At 51.1% G+C, this 1,138-nt stretch carries 1 protein-coding gene; it reads left to right on the plus strand.

What is annotated here, in order from left to right; all coding sequences use genetic code 11:
* Nucleotides 1–1,094 (plus strand): RHS repeat-associated core domain-containing protein (locus tag BZG79_RS15805; protein WP_199878091.1); only part of this gene is annotated, 1,094 nt, incomplete at its 5' end.
* Nucleotides 1,095–1,138 lie beyond the last annotated feature (44 nt).

A 1,138-nucleotide genomic window follows, 5' to 3' on the forward strand; every position in this document is an offset into this window, starting at 1 on the left:
GCCTTCCACATACTCGAGTGCAACGCCAAAAACGCCGCCATGACCGCGCAGGGCGTGTACTAGAAACCGGCCGTTTTCGTTATCGCTATGATGCCTGCGGCCGGGTGATTGAAAAGACCGAGAATAAAGCGGGTTACCGGCCACAGGTGACGCGGTTTAGCTGGAACGCGGATGACCGTTTAACCCACATTGAACTGCCCAACGGCACGCGGTATCGCTACCGCTACGACCCGTTTGGGCGACGCATCGCCAAAGAATGTGCGCACAGCGACACACAGACTCACTACCTGTGGGACGGCGCGTACATAGTGCAGCAACAACAGGCCACCGCTGATGGGCAAGTCCTACAGCAAACCGAATACCTTTACGAGTCCGGCAGCTTCCGCCCGATGGCGCAAGTCACCCACCATGAGCAAGGCAGCGAGCTGCATTACATCGTGACCGACCACGCGGGCACACCGCAAGAGCTGTGTAATGAGCAAGGTGATATCGTCTGGCGGGGAGAGCAAGCGCTATGGGGCCATTACCACGGGCAATCACAACGGCACTGGCAACGACGCGAAGAAGCGGCCAACGACAGCATACAGTGTGACCTTCGCTACCAAGGGCAAATCGAAGACCCAGAATCGGGCCTTTACTATAACGTAAACCGTTATTACGATGCAGACAGTGGCCAGTATCTTAGCCCCGACCCAATAGGGTTTGCGGGTGGATTAAGGCCACAGGCGTATGTTGCCAACCCACTAGAGTGGGTGGATCCGCTGGGGTTGGAACAAGTTACATTTAAAGCTGCATTCAGAGAGGCTAAAAGGCAATTAAAAATTCCTAAAAATGTAAATACCCCTAAACCAGTTAGGGTTTGGGATAAGCAGTATGAAAACCGAACTGTTTGGGCCTTTGATGGTGAGCACAAAGGGAAGTTTATTGTAATGCATGATGAAGACAAGTTTGGTCGAGGCGTTCATCTTCATACTGCCACTTCATCAGATAAAAGAGTTGATCCAACTGAGCCAGGGAAATACAACCAACATAGCGGTCATATACCCGAAGACCGTATGGGGATCGCAGTGAAAAATAACAAAGCGTGTGAATAGATGAGCGATAAAATTAAAGAGCTTAAAATAAAAAACCATAAGAA

The sequence above is a fragment of the Salinivibrio sp. MA427 genome (assembly GCF_001996115.1).
Classification (GTDB): domain Bacteria; phylum Pseudomonadota; class Gammaproteobacteria; order Enterobacterales; family Vibrionaceae; genus Salinivibrio; species Salinivibrio costicola.